Origin of the sequence: Streptomyces sp. NPDC086080 (genome assembly GCF_044540255.1) — a bacterium.
GTDB lineage: Bacteria > Actinomycetota > Actinomycetes > Streptomycetales > Streptomycetaceae > Streptomyces.
In genome coordinates, this window is the sequence record NZ_JBITRU010000032.1 from 77,978 (window position 1) to 96,906 (window position 18,929).

Consider the following 18,929-nt stretch of genomic DNA (forward strand, 5'->3'; position numbering starts at 1 on the left):
CTGTGGTCGTGGCCCCGGCTGTGGCCGTCGGCCGAGCTCACGCCCGGTGTTGCACGGGTGCCCGTGTGGTGAGTGGCCGGGGGATGTGTGCGCAACCCGGCGCTTGCGGGGTGCCGTCGCGCCCACCCGTGCCGCCCCAGCGGCACGACTGCCCGCGGAAGCGGCTGAGCAGCGCCCGCACCACTGCCCGCGGAAGGGACCAAACGGCGCCCGCGCGACTGCCCGCGGAAGCGACCAAGCGGCGCTGGCACCACTGCCCAGGCGTCGCAGCGGCGGCGGCACCACTACCCGCCGAAGCGATCAAGCGGCGGCACGACTGCCCGCGGAAGCGACCGAGCGGCGCTCGCACGACTGCCCGCGGAGGCGACCAAGCGGCGGTACCCGCGTGGGATGCGGCCGGCGACGGGGTGGCCGCTCGCGGGTCGCGCGGGCGGTCCGGGCGGGCCGGAGAGGGCGTGCCCTCTCACCTCCCCCGTGCCGCCCGTGCCACGCGGGTCGCCGTCTGGGCTCTCGGGCGGCTGTCCGGGGAGGGCGGGCGGCGGGGGTGGACGGTGTTGGCCAGGAGGATCACGTAGGCGTCGGTGGCACGGTCGAGGACCAAGGACGTGCCCGTGAAGCCGGTGTGGCCTGCGGCGCCGCGGCCGGACAACTCGCCCATGAACCACGGCTGGTCCAGGGCGAAGCCCAGGCCCGGCGGGGTGAACAGCAGGTCCACGAACTCGGGGCCGAGGATGCGGGCGGGCCCGTACGAACCGCCCGCCAGCAGGGTGCGGCAGAAGACCGCCAGGTCCCGGCCCGTGGAGAACAGTCCCGCGTGACCGGCCACACCGCCCAGGGCCCACGCGTTCTCGTCGTGCACCTCGCCCCGCAGCATCCCCCGGTCCGCCTTGGCCCACGGCCGCCGCTGGTCCTCGGTCGCCGCCGCGGACGGGCACGGTCCGAAGGCGGTCGCGGTCATCCCGAGCGGCCGGGTGATGCCCTCGCGGACCAGGGTGTCGAGCCTGCGGCGGGTGAGGCGTTCCAGCACGTGCTGGAGGAGGAGCATGTTCAGGTCGGAGTAGCAGTACGTGCCGGGCGCCCCGGCCGGGGCCTCCGCGCGGAGCAGCGCCAGGCGTTCCGCGTCGTCGGCGCAGTCGTACAGCGGGAGTTCGGGCCGCAGTCCGGAGGTGTGGGTGAGCAGCTGGCGCACGGTGACGCCGTGCCGTGCCGCCGCCGTGAAGTCCGGGAGGTACGCGCTCACGCGCGCGTCGATGCCCAGTGTGCCGCGCTCGATCTGCTGCACCGCCGCCACGGAGGTGAACAGCTTGGTCAGGGACGCCAGGTCGAAGGGCGTGTGCACGGTCATCGGGACGCGGTCGTCCGGCGGCAGTTCGACCGGGGTGTCCGTCTCCTCGTCGTACGCCGCGTAGCGCACCGCCCAGCCCGCCGCCTCCTGCACGGCGAGCACCGGGCCGCGCCCGACGACCACGACCGCCCCGGCCGCCCAGGGCCGCTCCCCGCCGGTGCGGGCCCGGACCTCCCGGACCAGGTGCCGGAGTTCCCCGGCGTCGAGCCCGGCCTGCCGGGGTGTGCCGTGGCGCAGTCGCGGGGCGCTCAGATGCCCCCGCCCTTCAGGTCCGTCCGCCCGTTCCACGGGCGGCACATTCCCAGGAAGCAGCCGAGCGCCACCAGGGCGGCGACCAGTTGGACGACGGCCATCGGGACGGCGGTGTCCTCCCCGGCCACCCCGACCAGCGGGGTGGCGACCGCGCCGACGAGGAACGACGTCGTCCCGAGCAGGGCCGACGCGGAGCCGGCCGCGTGCCGGGTGCGCACCAGGGCGAGGGTCTGGGTGTTGGGCATGGTGATGCCCATCGCGGACATCAGCACGAACAGCGCGGCGGCCACGGGCACCAGCCCCACCTCACCGAACACGCCCGTCGACATGAGCAGCAGCGCGATCGCGGCGACGACCACGACGGCGAGCCCGAGTCCGAGCACCTTGTCCAGCCGGACCCGGCCGACCAGGACCTTGCCATTGATCTGGCCCATGGCGATCAGGCCGACCGAGTTGAGCCCGAACAGCAGGCTGAACGTCTGCGGGGAGGCTCCGTAGATCTCCTGCATGACGAACGGGGAGGCCGAGACGTAGGCGAAGAGGGACGCGAAGGCGAATCCGCCGACGAGCATGTACCCGGTGAAGACCCGGTCGGCGAGCAGGCGGCGCATCGAGCCGAGGGCCTCGCCGACGCCTCCGTCGTGCCGGTCGGCGGGCGCCAGTGTCTCCGGCAGCTTCACCCAGACGACGGCCGTCAGCAGCAGACCGAGGACGGTGAGGACGACGAACACGCCCCGCCAGTCCGTGACCCGCAGGACCTGCCCGCCGATGAGCGGCGCGACGATCGGCGCGACTCCTGAGATCAGCATGAGGGTCGAGAAGAAGCGGGCCAGGGCCACGCCGTCGTACAGGTCACGCGCGACCGCCCGCGCGATGACGATGCTCGCCGCGCCCGCCAGGCCCTGCACCAGTCGGCAGGCGACGAGGAGTTCGATGGTCGGCGCGAACGCGCACAGCGCGGTGGCGACGACGTAGATCGCGAGGCCGGTGAGCAGGGGGCGGCGGCGGCCCCAGCGGTCGCTCATCGGACCGACCACCAGTTGCCCGAGCGCCATGCCGGCCAGGCAGGTGGTGAGCGTGAGCTGGACGGTGGCGGCGGACGCGTGCAGGGAGCGGGTGACCTCCGGAAGGGCGGGGAGGTACATGTCCATCGACAGCGGTGGTACGGCGGTCAGGCCGCCGAGGAGGAGGGTGACCAGCAGGCTCGTACGGCGAGTGGCGGCGGTGGCCGTGGCGGTAGTGGTCGTGGCGGCCCCGGTGGTGGTGCGGTGCGCCGACGACGTCGCCGGACCGCCGGTGACACCCGCGGTCGTACCGGCGGTGACACGAGTCACAGCCATCCCTCCGGCGGCGCCGGTCACACCTGCCCCATTGGTGATGTCTGTCCCGTCGGTCACATCGGTCCCGCTGTTCACGGCCGCTGCCGGCACGGTGTCCGGTGCCCTGTTTTCCGGTGATTTCGATATGAACGCCCCACCCTCGGGCATGTGACCCCTCCCTTTTCATGCCGTCAGCTCCCTATGCTCTCAGCTCGTACGGAGTGCCCGGCGTCGACGACGATGTCATGGGAGCGCTTCCACAGCAGTCCATCGACGACGCGTGGACGGAACACGAGCAGGGTGGGACCAATGACGGAACAGAAGGTGCGCTGGGGAATCCTGGCGACCGGCGGGATGGCCGCGACGTTCACGGCGGATCTGGTGGACATGCCGGACGCGGAGATCGTGGCGGTCGCGTCGCGGTCGGCGGAGCCGGCGAAGGCGTTCGCCGAGCGGTTCGGGATACCGCGGGCGTACGGCGACTGGGAGTCGCTGGCGCGGGACGAGGAGATCGACGTCGTCTACGTCGCCACTCCGCACTCGGCGCACCGCGCGGCGGCCGGGCTGATGCTGGAGTCGGGGCGGAACGTGCTGTGCGAGAAGCCGTTCACGCTGAACGCGCGGGAGGCCGACGAGCTGGTCGCGCTGGCGCGCGGCAACGGGCGCTTCCTGATGGAGGCCATGTGGATGTACTGCCACCCCATGGTGCGGCGGCTGAAGGCGCTGGTCGACGACGGGGCGATCGGTGAGGTGCGCAGTGTGCACGCGGACTTCGGTCTCGAGGGGCCCTTCCCCGCCTCGCACCGGCTGCGGGATCCGGCGCTGGGCGGGGGCGCGCTGCTGGACCTGGGGGTGTACCCGGTGTCGTTCGCCCAGCTGCTGCTGGGAGAGCCGTCGGACATCACCGCGCGAGCGGTGCTCTCGGAGGAGAGCGTTGATCTCCAGACGGGTGCACTGCTCTCTTGGGAGAGCGGTGCTCTCGCTTCGGTGCACTGCTCCATCGTCGGCGGTACGGCGACCTCCGCGTCGATCACCGGTTCGAAGGGCCGCATCGACATCCCGTACGGCTTCTTCTTCCCGGAGCGGTTCACCCTGCACCGGTCCGGCCGTGACCCCGAGGAGTTCACCGCCGACCCGGCCGACGGCGACCGGGGCAGCCTGAAGCACGAGGCGGCCGAGGTGATGCGGGCCCTGCGGGCCGGCGAGACCGAGTCACCGCTGGTCCCGCTGGACGGCACCCTCGCCGTGATGCGGACGCTCGACGCGATCCGGGACCGCGTCGGCGTCCGCTACCCGCAGGACGCCGTACAGGACCCGGTGGTCACGCCGGCTTGAGCCCCTGCTCCCCCGCCTCCGTCACGAAGGAGGCGGCGGTCGTGAGCGGCGCGCCCTGCGTGGTGACGTGGGAGACCGTCTTGAAGTCGGCGCGCGCCAGCTCACGGCCGAGCGACACCGTCGTGTAGCCGCGCAGCCCGTTGTAGAACCGCAGGTGCGGGTTGGCGGCCATGTATGTCTGCCAGTTGGCGGGCTTCTCGGAGCCGTTGCCGCCACTGCTGACGGAGGAGGTGACGATCTCCGTGCCCACGGTCTGCGAGTCCGGGTCGGAGAAGTCGCGCTTGATGTCGAAGCCGTAGTGCACGTGCACATCGCCGGTGAGGACCATGAGGTTGTCGACACCGGCGGCCCGCGCGCCCGCCAGCACCCGCTCGCGGGAGGCCGGGTAGCCGTCCCAGGAGTCCATGGAGACCTTGGACGGCGCCGTGGTCGAGTTGAACCGCTGCGCGAACGTGACCTGCTGGGGCACCACGTTCCACACCGCGTCCGAGCGGTGCCAGCCGTTGATCAGCCAGCGCTCCTGGGCGTCGCCGGTGAGGGTGCGTGAGAGGTCCTGGGACTCGGGGCCCGGGTACTGCCAGCCGTCGCCGTAGGCCTGGTTGGAGCGGTACTGCCGGGTGTCGAGCACATCGAACTGGGCCAGCCGGCCCCAGTGCAGCCGGCGGTAGAGCCTCAGATCCGGTCCGTCGGGGAGTTGGGGACGGCGCAGCGGCATGTTCTCCCAGTAGGCCCGGTAGGCGGCGGCCCGGCGCAGCAGGAACTCCTCCGGCGGGACGCTGTTCTCCGGGATGTCGCCGGCGTAGTTGTTCTCGGTCTCGTGGTCGTCCCAGGTGACGACGAAGGGGTGCGCGGCGTGCGCGGCCCGCAGGTCGGGGTCGGACTTGTAGAGGGCGTACCGCAGCCGGTAGTCCTCCAGCGTGACCGTCTCACGCCGGAACAGGTCGGGCAGGGTGCCGGCCGGGTAGGCGCGGGCGCCGGCCACGTCGTTGACGGCGTACTCGTAGAGGTAGTCGCCGAGGTGGAGGACGACGTCCAGGTCCTCGTCGGCGAGGTGCCGGTAGGCGGTGAAGTAGCCCTGGTCGTAGCGCTGGCAGGAGACCACGCCGAAGGTGAGGGCGGCGGTCCGGCCGCGAGTGGCGGGCGCGGTGCGGGTACGGCCGGCCGGGCTCACGAAGCGGCCCGCCCGGAAGCGGTAGTAGTAGACCCGGCCGGGGGCCAGGTGGCCGGCCTCGACGTGCACGGCGTGGTGGAACTCGGGGTGGGCGGTGGCCTTGCCCCGTCTGACGATCCGGCGGAACCGTTCGTCGAGGGCGATCTCCCAGTCGACGGTGACACGCTGCGCGGGCAGTCCGCTGTCGGCCCGGTACGGGTCGGGGGCCAGCCGGGTCCACAGCAGGACGGAGTCCGGGTGGGGGTCGCCTGAGGCGACACCGAGGGTGAAGGGGTCGTCGGTGATCCGGGCGGCGTCGAGTTCGGCGGCGGCCGCGGTGCCCGCGCCGGGGATGTTGACGGCGAAGGCGAGTGCGGCGGCGGCTCCGGTGGTGGTCAGGAAGCGGCGGCGGCCGAAGTGGCGTGCGGCGGCGCGGAACTCGGGGGCGTGCACTGACTGACGGACCTCGGGTGTCATCCGTTCCTCCCCTGGCTGTGGATGCGGAAGGTATTCGACTGGCCGCGGACGACCCTGCGTTGACACCTCCACGGCACTCGGATGACGGTCGGATGAGTTCCGTATGGCGGTCCCTCCCGTACGCTGCGGGGCCATGAACCCCAAGGAAACGGACGGACGGACGAGGATCGCGGTGGGCCAGATCGACATCGGCAACGCGGCGACCGACATGACGCGGCGCATGGGGACCGGCGCGCTCCAGGCGAACGGGCAGACCGTTCCCGAGCCGGTGATGGATGTCGCGGACGTGGCCCGCACGGTGCGCCACATGGCCGAGCTGCCGCTGGAGGCGAACATGCAGTTCGCGACGATCCTGGCGACGGCGATGCCGTACGTGGGCCGGGGCTGAGGACCCCGGCCGGCCGCACCGGCAGGTGGACCTTCCACAAACGGAGTTTGTACGTCCGCCCCATTGCGGCCGGTAACGGCCTTATGCTCAACTCTGCTGAACACGAAAGCTTCACACTTTCACACGTGGAGCAGGGCGCTTCCGCAGGCCATCTCCAGGGGGGCACGGCAGCCGTTCCACACCGTCGGGTGGGGGTGGATCCGCGTGGGACCGCGGATGCGCACCGACGGGTGGAACGGCTGCCGCACCTAACGCCGGGGCATGACGCCCGGACCGGCGCACGGACTGACGCCCGGCCCGGTGCACGGACCGGGCGCCTGTTTCGGCCCCACCCCTACCGGACGGCGAGAACCCGCCCCACCTCGGCCATCTGCGCATCGCTGAGCGGGCCCTTCTCCAACGCCCCCGCGTTCTCCTCCGCCTGGGCGACCGACCGGAAGCCGGGGATGGGCACGGTGCGCGGACTGCGCGCCCACAGCCAGGCGAGGGCGCCCTGGGCGAGCGTGCGCCCGTCACTGGTGAGGACGTCCCGCAGCGCCTCGACGCGCGCGAGCCACTCCGGGTCCGCGCCCGACCCCGCGCCGAACCCCCGCAGCCAGGCGGGCGGCCTGCTGCGGATGTCCCCCTGCTGGAGTGTCCCCCGTCCGGCGTGCTTTCCGGTGAGCAGGCCCATCGCGAGCGGACTGCGGTTGACGGAGGCGAGGTCGGCCTCCTCGCACAGCCGGAGCATCTCGGACGCGTCGGTGAGCACGTTCAGCGCGTGCTGCACGGCGGTGCAGTGCGGCCCTTTGGCGAACACGGCGGCCCGCTCCGGGTCGTCGGTGCTCCAGGCGTACGACCGGATGAGCCCCTGGGTCACCAGGTCCTCGCAGGCGTCCCGCAGCCGGGCCGCCCGGCCGACGTCGGCGTCGGCGATGTGGAGTTGGTAGAGGTCGACGTACTCGGTGCCGAGCCGGCGCAGTGAGGCGGTCAGGGCACGACGGAGGTGTTCCGGGGAGTCGTCGGCGCCGGTGAGGGTGCGGGTGTCCGGGTCGAAGAGGTTGCCCCACTTGGTGGCGACGACGACCTCGTCCCGGCGGCGGCCGAGGGCACGGCCCAGTACCTCTTCGCTGTGCCCCGTGCCGTAGACGTCGGCGGTGTCGAAGAAGGTGACGCCCAGGTCGAGGGCGCGCCGGATCGCCCGTACCGACTCCTCGTCGTCGACCCTCCCCCACCCCAGGGGCTGACCGTCCGGGTCCTGCCATTCGCCGCCGATCGCCCAGCAGCCGAAGCCGACGGCGCTGACCTCGATACCGCTGCGTCCCAGTGTGCGTGTGGTGTCCATGGCCCGGAACGTTAGGAGTTCGAGCGCGCGCGAAGGCAAGCCACCGGGCGGCCGGTCCTCAGCGGCACGGGCACCCCGACGCGACCCCGGGGCCCTGTCCGGACGCCGCCCGACGTCACTGGTCGTCGGGCCACAGCCGGAACGCGGCGTGCCCGGTCAAGGGGCGCACCATGCGGAAGTGGCGACGGTCCAGGGTGAGGATGGCGTCGGTGTGGTACTCGGCCGCCATCACCACGTTCATCGTGTCCGTGAGGCCGATCTGCGGGTACCCGCGCATGGTGACCAGGGCCGTCGACAGGTGCGGTTCGATCTCCGGGACCGCGTACCGGCGCACGGCAGCACGGTCGCGGACATGGCTGAGTGCCGCGTGTGCGGCTTCGGGCCCCACACGTGTGCTCAGCAGGTAGTCGAGCTCCGCGAGGACCAGCGGCGTCACCACCAGGTGGGAGGCGGCCGCGACGGCCTTGCGGCAGGCCCCGTGTTCGGGATCGTCCGCGTCGAACAGGGAGAACAGGCCCGAGGTGTCGGCGATGAGCACGGTCATGCGCCGAACCCCTCCAGGTAGGAACCGCGCCCCTGGGACCAGTCGATCCTGGAGCCACTGCGGAACACGGGGATGTCGTCGTCATCGCCCATCGGGTCCGTGGGGTGATCGGGTACGGGTTCCTCCGTGACCGGCGACAGTATGGCGACCGGCCGTCCGTTCTTGGTCACCGTGATCCGCTCGCCGCGCTCGGCCGCGGCGAGGATCTTCGAGGCGTTCTGATTGAAGTCACGCGCGGTCGTCTCCATGTACTACAGGATAGTACGTGGAGCGTCCCTCCCTCCGTCCCGTCGGCGCCGTGCCAGGTCGTGGGCCGCCTGTGGCCATGTCGGGTGGGTGAAGGCGAAGCCCTCGTCCAGCAGCCGTCCGGGCACCACCCGGCGGCTCTTGAGCAGCAGTTCGGTGTCCGAGCGGAGCACGAACGCGCCCACCTCGGCCATCCACCGCGTCGCCGGAAGCCCCACCGGCATACGCCACGCCTCGCGCAGGCCGCGCATGAACACCCGCTGCGGAAGGGGCTCCGGGGCCGCGAGGTTCACCGGACCGGTCAGATCCCCCTGGTCGATCAGGAACTCGACCGCGCGGACGAAGTCGTGGTCGTGGATCCACGACACGTACTGCCCACCGCCCGCGACCGGCCCGCCGAGTCCGAGCCGGGCCAGCCACGACAGGACGTCGAAGACGCCACCCCGGTCGGGACTCATCACCATGGCGGAGCGCAGGGCCACCTTGCGGGTCCCCGGGGTCACGGCCTCCTCCTGCTCCCGCTCCCAGGCCCTGGCGATGTCGACGCTGTAGGACCAGTAACCCGGGACGTCCGGTTCCGATCCCCCGATCACGCCGGTGGTCTCGTCGTGGGGCGCGTCGAAGCGGTGGGCGTAGACGGTGGCGGTGCTCATCTGGAGCCAGACCCGCGGCGGGCGGGCCGCGGCGCCGATCACCTCGCCGACGACGCGGGTGGACTCCACCCGCGAGTCCATCATGGCGCGGAGGTTGGCGGGGGTGTAACGGCAACTCACGCTGCGTCCGGCGAGGTTGATCACGACGTCACTGCCGTCGATCGCGTCCGCCCAGGGCCCCGGGGTCCTGCCGTCCCAGTACACCTCGCCCGGCGCGGCCGGCCGCCTGGTCAGCACCACGACCTCGTGCCCGGCAGCGCTCAGCGCGCGGTTCAGGACGCGTCCCACCTGCCCGGTGCCCCCGGGAATCACGATCCTCATCAGCCGGCCCTTCGTCGGGGCCCTCACCCTACCGTTCTTTTGAACGTGTTCAAATAAGTGTCTCGACGTGCCATGCTGGCGGTGCGGGCGTCCGCCACCCGCACGTCGTCGACGAGCCGACCACCTCCAGCGAGGAGCCCACCATGGCCACCGGATCCACGGACAGCCCCGCGACCCTCTACGGGCCCGTCTCACTCGTCCTCGGCACGGCCGCCGCGGTCACGGTCGTGTTCGCCGGCCTCCTCGGCATGGCGATCTCCCTGGTCTTCGGCAGCCTGGCCGTCACCTTCGCGCTGCTCGGCCTGAGGCACGGACTCCACCGGGTCCAGTGCGGCATCGGCCTCGCCACGGGATCCCTGGGCGCGCTCTACCCGGTCCTCCTGGTCGCGGCCTGGGCATGACGTGGCGGAGCCCGGGAGTCGTATCCAGCTCCCGGGCCCCTGGGGATGCCACCCAATTGCGCACGCCGGCGCGTTTAAGAGGACGGATCAGTCATCATGCCGTCGTGTTCTTCCTTTGAACTACCGCGCCGTGCTAGAGGCGCAGGCGAGAGTCGAACTCGCATCCGACGGCGTTCGTCCGTCCCCGGTCGGTCCGGCGATCGGCGGCGATGCTGAGACTGGAGCGAGAGTCTGAGATTGACCGCGGCCGCCGTCCCGGCGAGCCGCGCTTTCAGGCTGAACTTCAGTTTCAGCTTGCGCTCCTGGCGCGAACCGGTCCTCAATCCGGCCCGTGCCCCGTAGCGCACCCCCGCGCTCGCACGCGGGGGCGATCATGGTGGTGACGTGCTGCCTCGTGACGCGCCGCCGCGTCAGCCGAACAGGTAGCCGAACACCGCGTCGCCGACCCGCTGGTCGGTGACCTCGGCGCCGTTGGCCTCCTCACGGGCGAACTTCACGGCCTGCTGAAGCTTCTCGACCCGCTCGGCGAGCTCGTTGACCCGCCGCGCGGGGAGCGCCCCGGAGAACTTCACGGTCGTCCAGTACCCGATGGGCACGTCCTCGTAGTACACCTCGACCTGCGCCGGGTGCTTGTCGGTCGCCTCCGCCTTGACGTGGTTGCGCGGCACCTTCTTGGTACGGATGGTCCGCACCGGGTCGGTCTTCCACCAGTCCGTGGACGGGTCGTGGGACCAGGACTCGGCGGCGTCGAGGGTGGGCAGCTTCTTGACGAAGGTGTGCAGATCGGCGAGCTGCTTCTCCAGGAAGAGCAGGTAGCTGACCGGGACATCGGCGACGACGGTCCGCCCGTCGACGGTGACGTCCGCGCGGGCCGCGCAGTTCGCCCAGTCCTTGGTGGCGGTCACGTCGAACAGCCGGGTCAGCGAGGCGGCCATCTCCCGCAGCACGTCCTCACCCTGCACCTGCACCCGCGTCGACTCGGGCGGCAGCTGCTCACCCTCCTCGTCCTTCGGCTGGTACGTCCGCGAGATCCCGGCCAGCAGCGCGGGCTTCTGCACCTTGGCGTGCGCGGCGTTGATGTCCTGGAGCGACTTGCTCTTGACACCCTTCTCGACAGCGATGATCTGATTCAGCTTCGCCATGTCGCGTTCCCCCTCTTCGAACACCAGGGAACCTACCTGCCGGAAGCTCTCCGCTCAGCTGATTTTTTTGCCGACCCAAGGGTGACCGCCTTCCTCTTGCCCCTTGATCGTCAAGCAGTGGGCGTCCTCGGGAAGCTCCCGGACAAGAAGCCGTCCAAGATCCGGTCTCGCAGTTCACGCAGCCGTTCGGTCTCGGTCTCCGCAACGCGTGCCCGCTGCCGGAGACGGCCGGCCCGCCGTGCGAAGTGCTCGCGCACCTCCAGCGGAGGCCAGATGACGGCGGTCGCGGCGAATGCCTTTCGGTCGAGCTCGCGGCCGGCGGACCCTTGTGCGGAAGCGGCCAGTTCCGCACTGCGCGAACGAATCTCGTGCAGCAACCAGTACGCGTCGGACACCGACTCGGCTTCCAGTGCGAGCACATTGCGGCCGATGACGGCGGGGACGTGACTCATCACTGCGCGGACGCCGTCTTCCCTCGATGCCACAAGAAGGGACCCGGGAGCGCGCGTGCGTCCCTTCTTGCCCGGGGACAACCGTCGCTCGGTGGCGTACAGGTGGGGCGATTGGCTCTGCAGGATGTCCGCGGGGGCGACGAAAGCCGGACCGCGCTCGGGCGTCGCGTCGTCGTCCGGGCTCGGTCGTGGCGCTGCCCCGGCGGTGAAGTGGACAAGCGTCGCCAGGGACCGTTCGGGCCAGGACGCGCCGTCACTCGCCAGGCGCGCGAAGTGCGCTTCGCTCAGCTCTGTGGCGCACCTGGCGATCCGTGCGTTGGTCGTCGCTTTCTCCTCCAGAAGCCGCATCGCTCGGAGCAGGGACGCTCTGAGTCCCGCCGGCGGGATCGGTACGGGGAGTTTTCGCAGCGCCGTCACACTGAGCGTGCGTTGCAGGGTCGAACCGGTGGCCTGTCGCTGGCACCACGCGCGCACCGCCGGCGATCCGAGCCACAGGTTCAGCCAGGCCGCCTCGTCACGTTCGCTCGTCCGAATGACGGCGACGGTCCGGGACGCGTTCCAGTGATGGAACTCCGTTCCCACGACCGCGGCTTCACCGACGCGACCCACCAGGACCACGACGATGTCGCCGGCCTCAAGTCGGCTGCGCAGGTTGGCTTCATGGACCCGGGGGGCGATCCGCCTCGGTTCGTCGCCGCGCAGCCGCCCCTCCTGGATGTCGGCGGAGCGGATCATCGGCACACCGTCATCCGTGTGCGGCCCGGGACGGGTGACGCCGTAACCGATGACCTGTGCGGTCGGCAGATCGCCCAGGCGGGACACGCTCCACCCGGCGGGCAGTTGTTGAAGCCGGTGCTCCAGGCTCTCCTGCGTCACAGTTCCCCCAGCAACTCGCGCAATTCGTCCTCGAGTCGGCGTGACGTCGCGAACAGACCGAGCAGTTCGTCGGTCAGGTCGGCGACACGCTCCGGTGCGTCGGCAAGGTCGGACTCGGCCGGTGGAGCCGCAACGTGGTGCGAGGGCAGTACGTCGTAGTCCGTCTCCGCGATCTCGTCCCGGGACAGCGATCTGCACCAGCCTGGTACGTCTTCGTACGGCGCCTGGTCCGGTGCTCCGCGCCAGGCGGCGAAGGTGGCGGTGATGCGTTCCCTGGCCTCCTCGGGGACGACTCGCCGTCCGCGCTTCACGTTCGTGGCGCTGTCACGCGCGTCGATCAGGAGGAACTGCCCCGCACGGTCGTTCTGGCCCCAACTGCGATGTGGCTTCTTACTCTTGCTGAACAGCCAGAGACTCACGGGGTTGCGCACATGGGGGATCAGGCCGGCGGGCAGTTCCACGACAGCGCTGAGGACGTCGTCATTGACGAGAGCCGCCCGGATCTGGCTCTCGGCCCCCTTGGCGGTGGAGGCGGCACCCGTGGGCAGGAGGAGCGCGCCTCGTCCGGTGGGCGACATCTTCCGCACGACGTGCTGGGCCCAGGCGAAATTCGCGTTGCCCGCGGGCGGAGGCCCGTAGGGCCAGGACGGGCTGTCGCGGAGGATGCCATGCTCGTCCCATCCCGATTGGTTAAAGGGGGGGTTGGCGACGACCACGTCGAAGGTGAGATCGGAGAACCGGTCGTCGGCCAGTGTGCTCGCGGGACCAGCCAGGTTCCCACCGGCATCGTGCACCGAGAAGTTCATGGCAGCGGTCAGCAGGGCGGTGCTGCTCGCGTCCTGTCCATAGAGGGCCAGCTCCTCGGGCCGTCCGCCTTGAGCCGCGACGTACTCCCTGGCCTTCAGGAGGAAGCCGCCGGACCCGCAGACGGGGTCGTAGACCGCTTCATCGTCCGCCGGCTCCATCAGGCTGATGAAGAGATGAGTGAGATCCGACGGGGTGTAGTAGTCGCCACCCTTGCCCAGCGCATGCGACTGCTCCAGGCAGGCCTCGAAGAGTTCCGTCGGGTCCTCGGCCGCGGTCACCCAGTTGATCAGAAGTGCGGCCTCGCGGTCCCGCACGCTCCCAAGGTTCGGCAGGTCCAGACGGAGGGGGAAGCCCTCCTCCCGGGTTCGCAGTCCGCTGTGGAGGGCGTCGGTCAGTCCACGGCCTCCCTCTCGCCAGTGACCTCCGCTCCGGAGTGCCTCCCACGCCCTGCGGGCCCGCGCACCCTCGTCCCACTCGTCGGCCGGCGCCTTCTCCGCCTCGTACCGGAGCAGAATCAGAGCCATCACGGTGAGGAGGGCGTCCCGGGGCGGCAGCGCCCCGCGCAGGGCGTCCAGCACGCGCCCCAGCGACTGTCCCTCGGACACTCTCTCCACCCTGACTCCCATCCGCGCTTCGTAGTGCAAGGCCACAGGCCCATGTGCCTCATCATGCCCGGCGGAACTCAGTCCCCTTGCATGTAGGTCAACACCACGAAAGTCACACCGACCGCCGCCACAAACGCGGCCCCACCGTTCGTGAGGGCCACGTCCACGTCCCCCGTCCGCGCCAGGCGCCAGAAGGCGACCAGCAGCGCCACCGCCACCGCCCCCGTCAACGCGAGCGCCACCGTCGTTCCGCGCTTCCCACCCACCTGCGTTCTCCCATCCCCATGCAAGCTGACAAAGCACAACAAACCGGCGGTCCACAGATGTCCCGCAGCGTCATACAGCCACTCTACCCCATACAGCAGTCGGTTTGGCTGTGAGAGCAGTCCGCTTGCGAGGGGCCCAAGATGAAAACTTCACCCCGTGAAATCACCAAGATGCCTCAGTCCAATTGCTGCACCTCCCGGCAGATCGTGATCCCCTTCGCCCTGCTCCTGCGTCCCGCTACGATCTGAGCGGGGAATTTTGCTGCCTGAGCAGCAGCAACCGACACAGAGCGACACGAAGCGGGGATGGCACATGCGGGACGGCCGGTGGACCGCGGTCACCGACTCGGAGTTCCAGCATGAGCACCGGGGCCTGGAGGCCGTCCGCGAGAAACTCCCGGACAACGATCCCTGGCGAGCCTGGTCGAACTTCACCTTCACCGCCCTCACCGGCCACGTCCGGGAGGTGGACCTGCTGGTGATCGCCCCGGGCGGGGTCCACCTGATCGAGCTGAAGGACTGGCACGGCTCCGTCGAGTCCCGCAACGGCACCTGGCTGCAGACGCAGCCCAGTGGCCGGAAGGTTCCCCACGGCAACCCGCTGCACCTGGCCAACAAGAAGGCCAAGGAGCTGGCCACCCTGCTCCAGCAGCACGGCGAGAGGGTGTGGGTGTCGGAGGCCGTCTGCTTCACCGACTCCTCCCTGCGCAACCGGCTGCCCGCCCACGACCGCAACGGCGTCTTCACGGTCCACCAGCTCACCGAGATGCTGAAGCAGCCGCCGAAGGACGAGCACCGCCGGATCGACGCCGCGCGCTCGCGCCGGATCAAGGCGGCCCTGGAGCGCATCGGCATCGCGCGCAGCGACGCCGAGTACAAGGTCGGCCCCTATCTGCTCAGCCGGAAGTCGTTCGACTCGGGCCCGACGTGGGCCGACTACCTGGCCCAGCACAGTGAGCTGCCGGAGGCCGCCCGCATCCGCGTCTACCTGCGCGAGCGCGGGTCCGACGCCGAGCTGCGGGCCTCCGTCGAGCGGGCCGCCCGCCGCGAGGCCGCCGTGCTGCGCCACTTCCGGCATCCCGGTGTCGTCCAGCTCAAGCAGTACGACCCGTCCGGGCACTCGGCTGGCCCCGCTCTGATCTTCGACTTCGATCCGCGGACCCTGCGCCTGGACGAGTACCTGATCCAGTACGGCGAGAAGCTGGACATCCTCAGCCGGATGGCACTGGTGCGGCAGCTCGCGGAGACGGTGCGTTCGGCGCACGGCCGCCGGATCTTCCACCGCACCCTGGCGGCCCGCGCGGTCCACGTCATCCCGCGCGGCCGCACCGCCCGGGGCGACTCCGAGGGCGAGACCGGCGCCTGGTCGAGCCCGCACCTGCAGATCTCCGACTGGCAGGTGGCCGTCCAGCGCAGCCCTGAGCAGGGCGTGGCCGGAAGCGGCGAGCGGTTCGCCCCCACGACCTTCTCGCGCGCGGGCGCGCACCTCGCCGAGGGTGCGGACCCGTACCTGGCCCCGGAGCTGACCGCGCTCAGGCCCGACCCGGTCGCCTTGGACGTGTACGGACTCGGTGTCCTCACCTACCTCCTGGTCACCGGAAGGCCGCCGGCCGCCAGCCAGGCCGAACTGGTGGCCCGTTACGAGGCCGGCGAGGGCCTGCGCCCCAGCTCCGTCGTGGACGGCCTCTCCCCCTACATCGACGAGCTGGTGCAGGCGGCCACCGCCTACGACGTCTCCGTCCGGCTGACGTCGGTGGACGACTTCCTGGACATGCTGGAGGTCGTCGAGGCGGAGCTGACCGAGCCGCCGACGGCCGAGGTCCCTCGCCCCGCCGAGCCCGAGAAGGACCCGCTGGACACGGTCGCGGGCGATGTGCTGGCGGGCCGCTGGGAGGTCAGGCGCCGCCTCGGTACGGGTTCGACGAGCCGCGCGTTCCTGGTGCGGGACCTGACCGCCGGCCCGGACGTGCGCTTCTCGAAGTCGCTGGCGGTGCTGAAGGTCGCGACGTCGGACAGCCGTGGCGAGGTGCTGCGCCGCGAGGCCGAGGTGCTGGGCCGGCTCCGCCCCGACTCCCGGGTGATCCGCCTGGTCGAGCCGGAGCCGCAGCGCATCGGCCCGCGCACGGTCCTGGTCATGGAGTACGTCGGTGACGAGCGCGAGGAGAGCGGCGACCCGTCCGCGACGAGCACGAAGCGCCGGCGCCGGGAGGAGACGGTCGCCCGGCAGCTGCGCGAGTTCGGCCGCCTGTCCGTGGACCAGCTCGAGGCCTACGGCGACTACCTGTTCGGCGCGGTGGACTTCCTCGAGGGCGAGGGCGTGTGGCACCGCGACATCAAGCCGGACAACATCGCGATCCGCGTCCGCCCGAACCGCACCCGCGAACTGGTACTGATCGACTTCTCGCTCGCGGGCTACCCGGTGAACGAGACCGCGGCGGGCACGGACGGCTACCTGGACCCGTTCATCGGCACGCTCACCGACCGCTCGGTCTACGACGCCCACGCCGAGCGCTACGCCCTGGCCGTCACCCTGCACGAGATGGCGTCCCGGGAACTCCCGGTATGGGGCGACGGCAAAGTCTCCCCGCGCCAGACCGACCCGGAGAAGGAGCCGCACCCGAGGATCGCCGCCGACGCCTTCGACCCGGCGGTACGGGACGGCCTGGTCGCCTTCTTCCAGAAGGCCCTGCATCGGGACGCCTCCCAGCGCTTCGCCGACCTCAAGCCGATGCGCGACGCCTGGAAGAAGATCTTCCTCGCCATGGACGAGGCGAAGCCCTCGTCCCGCCGTCCGTCACGCCACACGGCATTGCCCGCACAGGGCGAGGCGGCGCGGCACGCCCCGGACGCTGCCATCCCGGAGGCCGAGGAGGAGAGCGCCGAGCAGCAGCGCGAGCGGCTGGCGGAGGGCGTCGACCGGGACACCCCGATCTCGTCGTCGGGCCTGAGCCCGGCCGCGGAGTCGTTCGTGTACGGCCTCGGGGTCAACACGGTCGGCGGGCTGCTCGACTACAGCCAGCGCCGGCTCGTCAACGCACCCGGTCTCGGCGCCAAGACCCGCAAGGAGGTCCTGGGCCGCATCAAGCAGTGGCGGCTCAGGCTGGCGGAGAAGCCCGCCGCGCCGCTCACCCCCGAGGGCCGCAGGGCCGCGAAGGAGGAACTGTCGGCCGTCGAGGCCGCGGCGGCCGACGCGGTGGCGGCGAACGGCGGTGCCGGTGCGGACGCGCTGCCGGAGCGGGCGCTGCGCGGCGTCAGCCTCGACACCCTCGCCACGGTGTTCGTGCCGCCGCTGCGCAAGGACGGCTCGAACCGCAACGAGTGCGAGATGGTGCGGCTGCTGCTGCGGCTGCCCGACGAGCAGGGTGTGGTGCCGTCGGAGGTCGGGGTCTGGCCGACGCAGACGGAGGTCGCGCACGCGCTCGGGCTGTCGCGGGGCCGCATCCCGCAGATGCTGAAGAACCAGCGGACTCGCTGGAAGAAGCACCCGGCGGTACGGGCGTTGCGCGGCGAGGTCCTGGGCCTGCTGCGCGACCTGGGCCGGGTCGCTTCGGCGGCGGAGATCGCGGACGCCCTGACCGTACGGCGCGGCACCCAGCTCCAGGAACGCGAGCAGCGCCGGGCCCTGGCCCTGGCCGCCGTACGGGCCGTGGTAGAGGTCGAGCAACTCGTCCCGGACGAGGCCGAGTTCCAGCACGCCCCGAACCGTGATGCGGCCGACGAAAGCATGGGCGCGGGGCTGCTGGCGCTGGAGGTGGGCGCGGACGACGCGCCGGACACACCGTCCGCGCCGGGCCTGCTCCACTACGCCCAGCGGCTCGGCCGTATCGCCGACGACATGGCGGAGCTCGACACCCTGCCGACGGCGGCGACCGTCGTGGCCGAGCTGAGTGCCGTGCCGCCGCCGAGTGCGGCGGTGCAGTGGGACGACCGGCGCATGGTGGAGATCGCGGTGGCCGCCTCCCGCCGTGCCGCCGCGACGCCCCGCCTGGAGATCTACCCGCGCAAGCTGCCGCTGGTGCGTGCGCTGCGCCTCACCCAGGCCGGCCTGGTGCCGCTCATCCCGGGGATGGCGGAGGCCGAGCAGCCGGGCCTGACGGCCGACGACGTCCACGAGCGGGTGTGGGCCCGCTTCCCGGAGCTGCTGAACGAGCGTGGCGAGCGTGCCCTGCCCACGGGCGGCCCGCTGACGAAGGCCCTGCGGGAGGCCGGCTTCGACCTGGTGCTGTCGACGCGCAAGAGCACGGGGACGCTGCGCTACCTGCCGAGCAACCCGGACGGCACGTCGGTCTACCTGTCGTCGGACGCCCGACGGCAGCCGACGGGCACCGTCTCCGCGCACCGCTACTCCGACGACCCTGAACTCGCGGCGGCGGGCACCGCCGAGGACCGGTTGCAGGCCTCGGCGCGGCGGGACGGGTTCCGTGTGTTGACGGTGCCGACGGAGTGGGCGCGGGACGCGATCGACGAGCTGGGCCGCGACGACTTCGGCGGCGGGGCCGTCGTGGTGTCGGTGGCCGAGCTGTTCGTGCGGGCGCTGCACGAGCTGGTCGACCCCAGGCCCAAGCCGACGTGGGAGACGATCCTGCGCGCGGATGTGGCGAAGCCGGGAACGCCGGGGGCCATGAAGTTCGCCGAGTACGCGGGGACGGCGTGGGGGCTGGTGGAGCCCCGGATCGGGGAGCTGCTGGGGCCGGGGGGCGCGCTTTCCAGGGGCGGTGGCGGCGGGGGCGGGTCTGCTGCCGCTCCGTTGCTGCTGACGGACGCCGGGGTCTTCGCTCGGTACGACGCGATGGGTGTGCTGGAGCGGCTGGCGGAACGGTCGCGGGGCGGGGGCCGCGCGCTGTGGCTGCTGTGCCCGCAGAGCGACCCGGCCCGGCCGCCGCGGTTGGGAACGGTGGCAGTGCCGTACCAGTCGGGGCTCGGTGAGTGGATCGTGCTGAACGAGTTCTGGGTACGGAACGCGCACCGCGCGAAGCCGGAGCATGCCATGGCCGGCGGGCTACGGGGATGACGCGCTGAGCGCGAG

At 71.5% G+C, this 18,929-nt stretch carries 14 protein-coding genes and 1 pseudogene; 4 read left to right on the top strand and 11 right to left on the bottom strand.

Features of this window, described 5'->3' with window-relative positions; all coding sequences use genetic code 11:
- Positions 1-463: 463 nt before the first annotated feature.
- Positions 464-1,642 carry a serine hydrolase domain-containing protein gene (locus tag ACIF9R_RS30360; RefSeq protein ID WP_399985596.1) on the bottom strand — a complete coding sequence of 393 codons (1,179 nt, stop codon included), beginning with the start codon at positions 1,640-1,642 and terminating at the stop codon, positions 464-466.
- Entirely contained in the window at positions 1,594-2,937 is a 1,344-nt protein-coding gene (locus ACIF9R_RS30365; protein WP_399985597.1) for a multidrug effflux MFS transporter, read from the bottom strand. The genes ACIF9R_RS30360 and ACIF9R_RS30365 overlap by 49 nt, the downstream gene beginning before the upstream one ends.
- Before the next feature lie 288 nt (positions 2,938-3,225).
- On the opposite strand from ACIF9R_RS30365, the gene ACIF9R_RS30370 reads away from it, so the two are divergent.
- The gene (locus ACIF9R_RS30370) at positions 3,226-4,251 is read left to right on the top strand and encodes a Gfo/Idh/MocA family protein (RefSeq protein WP_399985598.1); all 1,026 of its coding nucleotides are present in this window, start codon (positions 3,226-3,228) and stop codon (positions 4,249-4,251) included.
- On the opposite strand, the gene ACIF9R_RS30375 is transcribed toward ACIF9R_RS30370, so the two are convergent.
- Positions 4,238-5,878: an alkaline phosphatase D family protein gene (locus tag ACIF9R_RS30375; RefSeq protein WP_399985599.1), complete on the bottom strand. Its 1,641-nt coding sequence runs from the start codon at positions 5,876-5,878 to the stop codon at positions 4,238-4,240. The two genes, ACIF9R_RS30370 and ACIF9R_RS30375, sit on opposite strands and share 14 nt — an antisense overlap.
- A gap of 151 nt (positions 5,879-6,029) precedes the next feature.
- Here ACIF9R_RS30375 and ACIF9R_RS30380 point away from each other — a divergent pair.
- A pseudogene (locus tag ACIF9R_RS30380) lies at positions 6,030-6,266 on the top strand (3-oxoacyl-ACP reductase); the annotation flags it as partial.
- Between the two features lie 334 nt (positions 6,267-6,600).
- Here the strand turns inward: ACIF9R_RS30380 and ACIF9R_RS30385 are convergent.
- From ACIF9R_RS30385 to ACIF9R_RS30400, 4 genes are all read right to left on the bottom strand, one after another.
- Positions 6,601-7,590, bottom strand: coding sequence for an aldo/keto reductase (locus ACIF9R_RS30385; protein ID WP_399985600.1), 990 nt, complete (start codon positions 7,588-7,590; stop codon positions 6,601-6,603).
- 115 nt (positions 7,591-7,705) lie between these two features.
- On the bottom strand, positions 7,706-8,134 hold the full coding sequence (locus tag ACIF9R_RS30390; protein ID WP_399985601.1) for a PIN domain-containing protein: 429 nt from the start codon (positions 8,132-8,134) through the stop codon (positions 7,706-7,708).
- Positions 8,131-8,382: a type II toxin-antitoxin system Phd/YefM family antitoxin gene (locus ACIF9R_RS30395; protein ID WP_399985602.1), complete on the bottom strand. Its 252-nt coding sequence runs from the start codon at positions 8,380-8,382 to the stop codon at positions 8,131-8,133. The genes ACIF9R_RS30390 and ACIF9R_RS30395 overlap by 4 nt, the downstream gene beginning before the upstream one ends.
- Before the next feature lie 3 nt (positions 8,383-8,385).
- The gene (locus ACIF9R_RS30400) at positions 8,386-9,354 is read right to left on the bottom strand and encodes a TIGR01777 family oxidoreductase (protein WP_399985603.1); all 969 of its coding nucleotides are present in this window, start codon (positions 9,352-9,354) and stop codon (positions 8,386-8,388) included.
- 143 nt (positions 9,355-9,497) lie between these two features.
- Between ACIF9R_RS30400 and ACIF9R_RS30405 the strand changes: the two genes are divergently transcribed.
- Positions 9,498-9,755, top strand: a complete 258-nt coding sequence (locus ACIF9R_RS30405) for a hypothetical protein (RefSeq protein WP_399985604.1) — start codon at positions 9,498-9,500, stop codon at positions 9,753-9,755.
- Between the two features lie 410 nt (positions 9,756-10,165).
- Here the strand turns inward: ACIF9R_RS30405 and ACIF9R_RS30410 are convergent, their stop codons facing one another.
- The 4 genes from ACIF9R_RS30410 to ACIF9R_RS30425 all read right to left on the bottom strand — a co-directional run bounded on the left by ACIF9R_RS30410 (position 10,166) and on the right by ACIF9R_RS30425 (position 13,903).
- On the bottom strand, positions 10,166-10,897 hold the full coding sequence (locus tag ACIF9R_RS30410) for a hypothetical protein (protein ID WP_399985605.1): 732 nt from the start codon (positions 10,895-10,897) through the stop codon (positions 10,166-10,168).
- Between the two features lie 110 nt (positions 10,898-11,007).
- Complete coding sequence (locus ACIF9R_RS30415) at positions 11,008-12,225, bottom strand: hypothetical protein (RefSeq protein WP_399985606.1); 1,218 nt, start codon at positions 12,223-12,225, stop codon at positions 11,008-11,010.
- The gene (locus ACIF9R_RS30420) at positions 12,222-13,637 is read right to left on the bottom strand and encodes an N-6 DNA methylase (RefSeq protein WP_399985607.1); all 1,416 of its coding nucleotides are present in this window, start codon (positions 13,635-13,637) and stop codon (positions 12,222-12,224) included. The genes ACIF9R_RS30415 and ACIF9R_RS30420 overlap by 4 nt, the downstream gene beginning before the upstream one ends.
- A gap of 77 nt (positions 13,638-13,714) precedes the next feature.
- Entirely contained in the window at positions 13,715-13,903 is a 189-nt protein-coding gene (locus ACIF9R_RS30425) for a hypothetical protein (RefSeq protein ID WP_399985608.1), read from the bottom strand.
- 313 nt (positions 13,904-14,216) lie between these two features.
- On the opposite strand from ACIF9R_RS30425, the gene pglW reads away from it, so the two are divergent.
- Entirely contained in the window at positions 14,217-18,914 is a 4,698-nt protein-coding gene (gene pglW, locus ACIF9R_RS30430; protein ID WP_399985609.1) for a BREX system serine/threonine kinase PglW, read from the top strand.
- Positions 18,915-18,929: the final 15 nt, after the last annotated feature.